We start from the raw sequence: 9,354 nt of genomic DNA on the forward strand, positions 1-9,354 counted from the left end.
TTCCCGCACGGCGCGTGCCGTACGGGAGGAGAGGTCCGCCCTCGCGAAGCGTCCGGTCGGATCAGGCGACCGGGACGATGTTCACGACCTTGCGACCGCGGAAGGTGCCGAACTGCACCGAGCCGGCCTGCAGCGCGAACAGCGTGTCGTCGCCGCCGCGGCCGACGCCCGCGCCCGGGTGGAAGTGGGTGCCGCGCTGGCGGACCAGGATCTCACCGGCGTTGACGACCTGACCGCCGAAGCGCTTCACGCCGAGCCGCTGAGCGTTGGAGTCGCGACCGTTCCGGGTGGACGATGCGCCCTTCTTGTGTGCCATGTCTCCTCAGTCCCTTACTTCGCGGCCGTCGGGATCGACGTGACCTTGATCGCCGTGTACTGCTGGCGGTGGCCCTGACGACGGCGGTAGCCGGTCTTGTTCTTGTAGCGCAGGATGTCGATCTTGGCGCCCTTGTGGTGGTCCACGACCTCGGCCTGGACCTTGATCCCGGCCAGGACCCACGGGTCGCTGGTCACGGCGTCGCCGTCGACAACGAGCAGGGTCGAGAGCTCGACCGTGTCGCCAACCTTGGCAGTGGAAATCTTGTCAACCTCAACGATGTCGCCGACAGCAACCTTGTGCTGGCGACCACCGCTGCGCACGATGGCGTACACGCGGATCTCTCCTCGCTCGAAACGGAAACCCCTGACGCCAGCCGCCCGCACGGGCGTGGCCCGCGACTGGACCGGATGGTCGGAACGGCCTCCCCCGGCCCTGGCCGGGAGGGAAGGTGCTCAGGAGCTGGCGCGCATGGAAACACGCCGACGGTCAAGACTAGGTCCCCGTGTCGGGGCGGTCAAACTGGGCGGGGGCGCCCTGCGGGCNNGGGGGGTATCGGAGCGGGTTGCCGGGAGGGGCGTGGAGACAGAGCAACAGCACGAGCCTCGACTCGGACCCGGCTCGGGCACATCCGCTCCCACGACCTCCGCCACCCGACCGCGAACCTGCTCCCGAAGCAAGACGTCGAACTCACTGCCAGTAATGAATTTCTCGACCACGCCCACATTGGTATCACCACTGGCATCCATGCCCATGTCCGAACCCACCTTTAACGGCGAGCTATCAATACCCTCAGTAACGCGCTCAACCCCACCGGCAACGACCCAACGACCCACCCACTACAGCAGCCGTCCGCCGACGTTGCCGCCAAATGCCTCTGGGGCCCGCCGCATAGCGGCGGGCCCCAGAGGCATTTGGCTCAGAATGAGATCCGCAGACCTTACAACTCCAAGCACCTCGTACGGCGAATCGCCAACCCATCAAGAGTTGACCTGCACCTCAGCCCATGCACGAAGCCTTCTGAGCCGACCAGCTCAGCGCCAGGCCCCCTAGTGTCCTGAGTCGTTAGTTCGTGTGCAGTACGCGGCGAGGGTGCCGAGGATGTCGTCGGCGGTCTTGGTCCACACGAACGGTTTGGGGTTCTTGTTCCACTCGTTGATCCATCGGCGGATGTCGCGTTCGAGTTCGGTGACGCTGCGGTGGGCCGAGCGGCGGAGTTTGCGGCAGGTCAGCTCGGCGAACCAGCGCTCGACGAGGTTGAGCCAGGAGGCGGAGGTGGGGGTGAAGTGCAGGTGGAAGCGGGGGTGTCGCAGCAGCCACTTCTTGACCGCTTCGGTCTTGTGGGTGGCGTAGTTGTCCAGGACCAGGTGCAGGTCCAGGTTCTTGGGTACGGCGGCGTCGATGGTCTTCAGGAAACGGAGGAACTCCTGGTGGCGGTGGCGTCGGTAGTGCTGGGCTATGACCGAGCCGGAGGCGATGTCCAGGGCGGCGAACAGGCTGGTGGTGCCGTGCCGGACGTAGTCGTGCGTCATCCGCGCCGGCGTGGTCGGCGACATGGGCAGCACCGGCTGGGTGCGGTCCAGGGCCTGGATCTGCGACTTCTCGTCCACCGCCAGCACCAGGGCGTTCTCCGGCGGGGACAGGTAGATGCCGACCACGTCGCGGACCTTGGTCACGAACTGCGGGTCGGTGGACAGCTTCCATGTCTGCACGATGTGCGGCTTGAGGCCGAACGCCCGCCAGATCCGCGAGACGGCCGACTGCGACATGCCCGCGGCTTGGGCCATCGACCGCGTCGACCAGTGCGAATCCCCCGAAGGGGGCGCCTGGTCCAGGGTCCGGGCGACCAGGGACTCCACCTGCTCGTCGGTGATCCGGCGCGGGGCACCGGAGCGCGGAGCGTCGACCAGCCCCTCAAGACGGTCGGCAGCGAACCTGGACCGCCACTTGCGCACCGTCTCCCGCGAGATACCGAGCTCTTGCGCGACCTGCGCGTTCGGGCGGCCCTCGGCACACGCCAGCACGATCCTCGCGCGCAGCACCAGGGCCTGCCCCGCGGTCCGCTTGCGCAACCAGCCCCGCAGAACCCTGCGCTCGCGCTCGGACAACTCCAATGACAACGGCTTCGGACCCGGCATCCCCCAACCCTACAACCGCCAACGAACTAACGACTCAGAACACTAGATAGAGATTCCTTCGAGTGACGGAAGTGAAATTTCCGAGAGCCCGACCTTCACAGTCTTCGTGACTTCCACCGGCCCCCTCGGACCGACCATCCCGATAGAACTGCACCTTCCGAGCCTCGTAGCCATCACCGCCAAGTCCACTCAGGTACAGCATGGGATAATCGATGAATTTGCGTCCCCACGTAACTTTGGCGCATCTCACCTCTTGCCCCTCCCGGAGCTTAGCTAGGTGCTGACTCGATCCAAAACATCCAAGTCACCTTCGAAGGAGACCGCTACAATCCACGCTCGATCCTCTGCGAGGAAGTAGTGATGCTCCGGCACCTCAAGAAGTGCGGCCGTAACCGAAGCGGCCTCATCCCCGGTAAAACGCACACCGTAGGGCGAAAGCCCGTCTCCTACGTGCTCGACTACAGAGCCTGGCCTGATTCGTGCACAAATTTCTTTGGATGCGCTCGCTGCGAGCAACTGCTCATCATCGATTTTCCAATGCCTGTGCCTCCCACCAACGTGACGCCAATCGATCTTCCCTCCCGCAAAAGGAAAATGGAGTTCCAGCCAATCGAACACGTCTGACGCGCTTGTTTTCCTTAGGGCGGCTAGAGGCGGCACGGAGAATACCTCCTCTTTCCAATAATCACCAGTCAAATCGCTCCTCCATCAACCGCATCCATGCAGACCCTGAAGCTTCGTCACGATCGCCTCAGTGGCATTGAATTGGAAGTGCGGACCCTTTTCCTTGCCCGCCCATACGTTAATGTGAGCCCCACTTCGGTCATCGAATTCGATCCGGAATCCCGTCTTGCCGTTGGCCGTCTGCATGCCGACGGGCTTACCTTTGATCGTCCCGAACTTACCCAGTGTCACTTTTTCAGCTTTGAACCCGCGAGAACTCGGCCAATCCAGAGCCTGATTTCGCGCCTGATTGAAGTCATCAGTGACAGGCTCGCCGCCATCATTGTGCACCAATACCGGCGTAGCCCCCGCCACCACATAATACGTGTGGATTTCGGTGAGGGTCAGGTCGTGGGTGCGCTGGCGCTCGTCGAAGCGGTGGACGGCCTTCACCGGAACCGCATCACCGTCAGGCGTGCGCAGTTCCATGCCGGGCCTGAGGTCGCCGGCCTCGATCCACCGGTTCTCGGACTCCACCCAGAAGGGGTGCGTCGTGGTGGAGACCAGCGCCTCGGGCTCGCCGTTCTCGCCTTCGACGGTGAGGTCGACGAAGTGCTTGTCGTCCTCGGTGACGATCGTTCCAGCGACCTCGCGGACCGTGGTCTCGCCCGTCTCCGGGTCCGTCACGGCCAGCTTGTCGCCGAGCCGCACCTCCTCGATCGGCTTGCTGGTGCCGTCGGCGAGGAGCACCAGTGTGCCGGGCAGGAAGCTGTGGTTGGCCTCGCAGGCATCTCCGCCCTTCCGGAGGGCCGCGGTGGCCTTCTTCCTGGCCGCCGCGAGTTTGTCCTGCGCCTTGGAGAGCGCCCCCTGGGCCGACTTCAGGGCCTCGCCGGCCTTGAAGTAGTCCTTGACGCCGCCGATGAGGTCGTCGACCAGGCCGGCTACCTTCTTGCCGAGCGCGTAGCCCTTCTCCAGGTTCCAGGGCAGCCCGTACTTCGCCAGGAGCTTCCCGGCCATGCCTCCGGCGAAGCTGCCGGCGATGTTGAGGAGTGTCTCCCCGCACGCCGCCATGTCGCCGCTGGAGACGCAGTCGAAAGCGGCGTTGATGCCGAGCTCGTCCTTGATGATCTTGACGAGCGCCTTGACGGTCTTCTTGATCTGCCGCTTGGTGCTGCTCTGGTGCGTCTGCGCGGCCTGTACGGCGTTGTCCGCTTCCTGCACCTCCTGCTCGGCCTCCGCCACGGGGGCGGCCGCGCCGGTGATCGGACGCCCGCCGCTGCACCGGATCTGGCCGAACCAGCACTCGGGCAGGATCAGACCGCTCGGGTCGGAGTGGGTGACCGGGCTGTTGTTCGCGTAGGCGTACCCGTTCATCTGCTGCGGCTGCAGGTAGTCGATGAGCGGGTCGACCGAGATGAACTTGCCGATCACGGGGTCGTACTCGCGGGCGCCGAGGTGCGTCAGGCCCGTGGACTTGTCGAGCGTGCCGCCGACGTAGCCCCTCTCGCCCGGCCATGTGCCGGTGGCCTGACCGCGTTCGACGCCGTACGGGTCGAAGCGGCGCTGGGAGACCGCTCCGGTCGCGGAGTCGACCGCCACCTCGCCGGTGCCGTGGTGGTCGGAGGCGACGAAGGAGACCTTGTTGTCGTCGGTGCGCACCGCGACGGTCTGGCCGGCGAAGGTGTAGTACCGGGTGGCCCCGGTCTTCGTGCCGTCCGCGGAGAGCTTCAGCTCCATGCCGGGCAGGTAGACGGTGGTGCCGGTCGGGTCCTTGCGCTGGATCCGGTTGCCGCCCGCGTCGTACAGGTACGTGGTCTCGCCGCCGCCGGCCTCCGTGACCTTGGCGAGCTTGCCCTGGTCGTTCCACGCGAGCACCTGGGCGTCGCCGCCACCGTCGCCGCCACCGTCGTGGCCGCCGTGGTGATGTTCGCCGTCTGCGTGCAGCAGCGCCAGCCCGTCATCCTGCTGGTCTACGCCGGGATGCTGCTGCTCATCGCCGTGGGCGGGGCCGGGTACTTCCACTCCAAGGCGCGCTTCCTGCTGCCCGCCTTCCCCCTGCTGATTCCGGCCGCGCGCGCCCTCGCGGCGGCCCGGCCGTCCACCACGTACACGCTCCTCGGCGCCGCCGTCGGGGTGTCCACCGCGTACGGGGTGTACCTGATGCTCGTCTGGCCGCACTCCCCCTGACCCGCCGCGCGCCGGGCGCGGCGGGCGCCCGCGTATGCTCTGGCGCGAAGACTTCCGCCGTCCCCCGAAAGAGACAGCAGAGTGAACTACAGGGTCCAGCCCACCGCCCAGGTCGACGAGACCGCCGAGATCGGGGCCGGGAGCAGCGTCTGGGAGCTCGCGCAGATCCGGGAGAACGCCCGCCTCGGGGAGGGCTGCGTCGTCGGGCGCGGCGCGTACGTCGGCAGCGGGGTCAGGATCGGCGACAACGTCAAGCTGCAGAACTACGCGCTCGTCTACGAGCCCGCCGAGCTGGGCGACGGCGTGTTCGTCGGTCCCGCCGTGGTGCTCACCAACGACCACAACCCGCGTTCCGTCGATCCCGAGGGCAAGCTGAAGCGGGGCGGCGACTGGGAGGCCGTCGGCGTCAAGGTCGGCGAGGGCGCCTCGCTGGGCGCGCGGTCCGTGTGCGTGGCGCCGGTGCGCGTCGGGCGCTGGGCGATGGTCGCCGCGGGTGCCGTCGTCACGCGGGACGTGCCGGACTTCGCGCTCGTCGTGGGTGTCCCGGCGCGGCGGATCGGCTGGGTCGGCAGGTCCGGTGTCCGGCTCGTCGAGCGGGCCGGCGAGGAGGGCGTGTGGGAGTGCCCGCAGACCGGCGCCCTGTACCGGGAGAAGGACGGCGTCCTCACCGAGGACGGGCGCTGACGGCGCCCCGGCCGCGTGCCGGGAGGGGGCACCGCCTTCGGTAGGGTGGTGCCGCCGCGCTGTATCTCCGTACCGAACCCCGTGGGGACTCTTCCGCCGCACGGGTGCGCGGCGTGCAGGTGAAAGGGCGAAGGGATCCAGATGAACAGCCACGTGCTCTATCTCGCGCTTGGCACATACCGAGTACGGGCGACACGCGAGCAGGTGAAGGAGCTCGCCTCCTCGGGGTCCCGGGTCTCCCTGGTCGTGCTGGACGCCCCCGAGTGGCGTGAGGCGCTGGAGGAGCTGGGCCGACTGGACGGTGTGAGCGTACTGCGCGTCACCCCGGACAAGAACGGCACGGCCTGGGGCTCCGCCAAGAGGCTGGCCGCCGCCAGGTCGGGGCCGTTCGCCACGGCCGACACGGTGATCGCGGGCGACGCGCAGGCGCTGCCCGTGGCGTGGATCGCCAAGCGCCGCCGGCCGGGCGTCGCGCTGATGCTGGAGCCGTACGGCGCGGGCCGCGTCGTGGAGCCGGCCGACCTGGCCGTCCTCACCCCGTGGTACCCGTCGCCGAACAACCCGTACGCCGGATCGTTCGTGCAGGCGGCGACGGCCGCCGTCGCGGGGAACTACGACCGCGTCACCGTCTTCCACACCGAGGACTGGTCCGGCCGCGGGTCCGCCGCGCTCAGCGACGCCATCCGGGTGACCACCGACCGCCTGCGGGAACGCAACGCCCTCGGTCACGTCGTGGACACCGACGAGGCGACCGTCGTGCGCGTCCCCGTGCCGATCACCTCCCGCAAGAACTACGCCCCCTGGGTCGAGGCGCAGGTCAAGGCGCTGCGCAGCGCCCTGCCCGGCGGGCGGATCGAGGCGCCGGTCGTCCACGCCCACACCGGCATCTACGGCGGTGTCCTGGCCACCCGGCTGGCCCGCCCCGACGCCCGCGTCGTGGTCACCGAGCACGCCTCGTTCCTGGAGCGGGTCTTCGCGCAGGCCCCCGCGGCGGACCTCTACGAGCAGGTGCTGGAGCGCGCCGACGCCTTCCTGTGCGTCAGCGCCGCACTGCGCGAGCAGGTCCTGAGGCGCTTCCCGCAGTACGCGGACAAGGTGGGCGTCGTGCCCAACCCGGTCTCCCTGGACCGCTTCACGCCGGGCCCGGAGCGCTCCCCGGAGCTGCTGCGCTGGCTGTACCTCGGCCGGCTCGTCGAGCCGAAGGGCGTCAAGGAGCTGCTGGAGGCGTTCGCGCTGGTCGCCGCGGAGGAGCCGCGCGCCACCCTCACGATGGTCGGGCACGGCACCGCCGAGGAGGAGCTGCGCGCACGCGGCGCCGAACTGGGCCTCGGGGAGCGCTTCCGCATACTCCCGCCGGTCGCCCCGGAGGCCGTGGGCCCGCTGATGCACGGGTACGACCTGCTCGTGCACGCCAGCAGGCGGGAGACCTTCGGGATGACGATCGTCGAGGCGATCGCGTCCGGCCTCCCCGTGCTCACGACCCGCAGCGGCGGCCCCCAGGAGACGCTGAGGGGCATCGAGACGCTGGCCGGTGCGCTCATGGACGTCAGCGACGACCCGCGGGTCATCGTCGACGCGTACCGGGAGCTGCGCGACCGCGCCGGCGCCCTGGACCTGCCGGCGGCCCGCGAGGTGCTGGAGAGCCGGATCGGCTGCGAGGCGGTCGGCAAGCGGCTCGTCGAGGTGTACGGGGGCGCGATGCCCCCCGTGCCGGACCCCGAGCCGGAGACCGAGCCGGAGGCCGTGGACGGGGCGGGCGCCGAGGCGGCCGGGGACGCCGAGCCCGCCGGGACGCAGGCGCCCGCCGAGGTCGAGCCCGCCGGATCCGCCGAGCCCGCCGGGTCCGCGCCCGCTGTCCGTCCGGACGAGCCGGTCGGGCGGGCCGTCGTCCTGGCGCTGCCCCCGGCCAAGCCGCGGCGGATCGTCGACTTCGCCAACCACCTCGTCGGGAAGGGCGTCGAGGTCACCCTCGTCACCGCCCAGTCGCCGGCCCTGTGGGAGGGGCTGCGCCTCGACCCGGACGTGCCCGTCGTCAGCATCCAGGACGCCGAGAAGAAGCTGCACATCCCGCGCGCCGAGCGGTTCCTCGTCTACCGCGCGCCCCGCGCCGTGCTGCGGCGGGCACGGCGGCTCGCCGCGAAGAACCGCGAGGCGATCGGCCCGGAGCTGGCCGTCGCGACCGTGCAGCGGGCCCACACGAAGGTCGCCAACGCCTTCCACAAGAAGGTCTTCAACCGGGGCTACCGGGAGGTCAGGCCGCAGCTGTTCGCCCGCATCGCCAAGCAGCGGGTGCTTCCGGAGCTGCGTCTGGACATGGTGGACACCGTGTTCGTCAGCGACATCAACTCCACGGTGACGGGCTGGAAGTGGGCCAAGTCCCACCCGCACCTGAAGGTGACGGCGAGCCTGGACCGCACCGCGTACGACCCGGAGTGACGGCCCGCTGAGCGGGACACGAGGAGAGGCCCCGCCCGGGGGACTTGGGTTCTATCGGTCCTCGCAACACCCGTGATCTGTGGGAGTTGCGAGGACCGTGGGTGTTGAACGTGATCTTGTGGGGTTGCGGGAGCGTTTCCTCGTGCGGCTGGATGCTGTGGGGAACGTGACGGTGGTGGCGCGTGAGCTGGGGGTGAACCGGAACACCGCTTTCGGCTGGGCCCGGAGGGCGGGACACCGTTCGCAGCGCCTGCCGCGTCGGCATCCTCGGCGGGACGAGTACGAGCGACTGCGCGCCACGGGCACCTCGCAGTCCGAGGCCGCCCGGCGCGTCGGGGTGAACGAGCGCACGGCCAGGGACTGGGACTGGGGCGTCAAGAAGACCGCAACGACCAGGACGTATGTCGACGGCCGCCGTGTCGACTACGCGACGGGGACCGCCACGATGTGCGGTGTGACCACAGCATCAGTGGGTCTGACGGCCCTGGACAAGCAGTTGCATCCCCGGTTCTTGACTCTGGCCGAGCGCGAGCAGATCCGTGATCTACGTGCGGCAGGCCACTCGCTGCGGGCGATCGGACGCGCCCTGGGCCGGCCGGCCAGCACCATCAAGCGGGAGATCGACGCGAACGCCGGCCGCGAGGGCTACCAGCCCTACGCCGCCCACCGGGCCGCCGCAGCGCGCAGGCCCCGGCCCAAGGACCGCAAACTGCTGCGCGAGGGACGGCTGCGCCGCTTCGTCCAGGACGCACTGCGCAAGAGGTGGTCGCCGGAGCAGATCTGCCACGCTCTGAGGATGGAGCATCCCGACGACGAGAGCATGCGGGTGAGCGTGGAGACGGTCTACCAGGCGCTGTATTTCCAGGCCCGCGGCGGCCTGAAGCGGGAAGTGCAGGCCGCGATCCGTTCCGGCCGCACCCGCCGCAAACC

The 9,354-nt window shown here is 69.1% G+C and carries 10 protein-coding genes; 4 read left to right on the forward strand and 6 right to left on the reverse strand.

Features of this window, described 5'->3' with window-relative positions:
* Window positions 1–61 precede the first annotated feature (61 nt).
* From rpmA to MW084_RS08880, 6 genes are all read right to left on the reverse strand, one after another.
* Complete coding sequence (gene rpmA / locus MW084_RS08860) at window positions 62–316, reverse strand: 50S ribosomal protein L27 (protein ID WP_010476314.1); 255 nt, start codon at window positions 314–316, stop codon at window positions 62–64.
* Window positions 317–330: 14 nt separating this feature from the next.
* On the reverse strand, window positions 331–651 hold the full coding sequence (gene rplU / locus MW084_RS08865) for a 50S ribosomal protein L21 (RefSeq protein WP_010476312.1): 321 nt from the start codon (window positions 649–651) through the stop codon (window positions 331–333).
* A gap of 714 nt (window positions 652–1,365) precedes the next feature.
* On the reverse strand, window positions 1,366–2,454 hold the full coding sequence (locus MW084_RS08870; RefSeq protein ID WP_255128825.1) for an IS630 family transposase: 1,089 nt from the start codon (window positions 2,452–2,454) through the stop codon (window positions 1,366–1,368).
* Window positions 2,455–2,488: 34 nt separating this feature from the next.
* Window positions 2,489–2,704 (reverse strand): DUF6881 domain-containing protein, encoded by a 216-nt coding sequence (locus MW084_RS24545; protein ID WP_372500030.1) that lies wholly within the window; start codon window positions 2,702–2,704, stop codon window positions 2,489–2,491.
* Window positions 2,705–2,727: 23 nt separating this feature from the next.
* The gene (locus MW084_RS08875; RefSeq protein WP_158684388.1) at window positions 2,728–3,072 is read right to left on the reverse strand and encodes a hypothetical protein; all 345 of its coding nucleotides are present in this window, start codon (window positions 3,070–3,072) and stop codon (window positions 2,728–2,730) included.
* Between the two features lie 90 nt (window positions 3,073–3,162).
* Window positions 3,163–4,992 carry a polymorphic toxin-type HINT domain-containing protein gene (locus MW084_RS08880; RefSeq protein WP_010476268.1) on the reverse strand — a complete coding sequence of 610 codons (1,830 nt, stop codon included), beginning with the start codon at window positions 4,990–4,992 and terminating at the stop codon, window positions 3,163–3,165.
* Between the two features lie 33 nt (window positions 4,993–5,025).
* Between MW084_RS08880 and MW084_RS08885 the strand changes: the two genes are divergently transcribed.
* The 4 genes from MW084_RS08885 to MW084_RS08900 all read left to right on the forward strand — a co-directional run.
* A complete protein-coding gene (locus MW084_RS08885) occupies window positions 5,026–5,304 on the forward strand; it encodes a hypothetical protein (protein ID WP_010476267.1) in 279 nt (92 codons plus the stop codon).
* An 81-nt stretch (window positions 5,305–5,385) separates the two neighbouring features.
* On the forward strand, window positions 5,386–5,988 hold the full coding sequence (locus MW084_RS08890) for an acyltransferase (protein WP_010476265.1): 603 nt from the start codon (window positions 5,386–5,388) through the stop codon (window positions 5,986–5,988).
* A 141-nt stretch (window positions 5,989–6,129) separates the two neighbouring features.
* Entirely contained in the window at window positions 6,130–8,424 is a 2,295-nt protein-coding gene (locus MW084_RS08895; RefSeq protein WP_086024613.1) for a glycosyltransferase family 4 protein, read from the forward strand.
* 289 nt (window positions 8,425–8,713) lie between these two features.
* Window positions 8,714–9,354 (forward strand): helix-turn-helix domain-containing protein (locus MW084_RS08900; RefSeq protein WP_275563812.1); only part of this gene is annotated, 641 nt, incomplete at its 3' end.

Source organism: Streptomyces sudanensis (genome assembly GCF_023614315.1).
In the GTDB taxonomy this organism is placed as follows: Bacteria; Actinomycetota; Actinomycetes; order Streptomycetales; family Streptomycetaceae; genus Streptomyces; species Streptomyces sudanensis.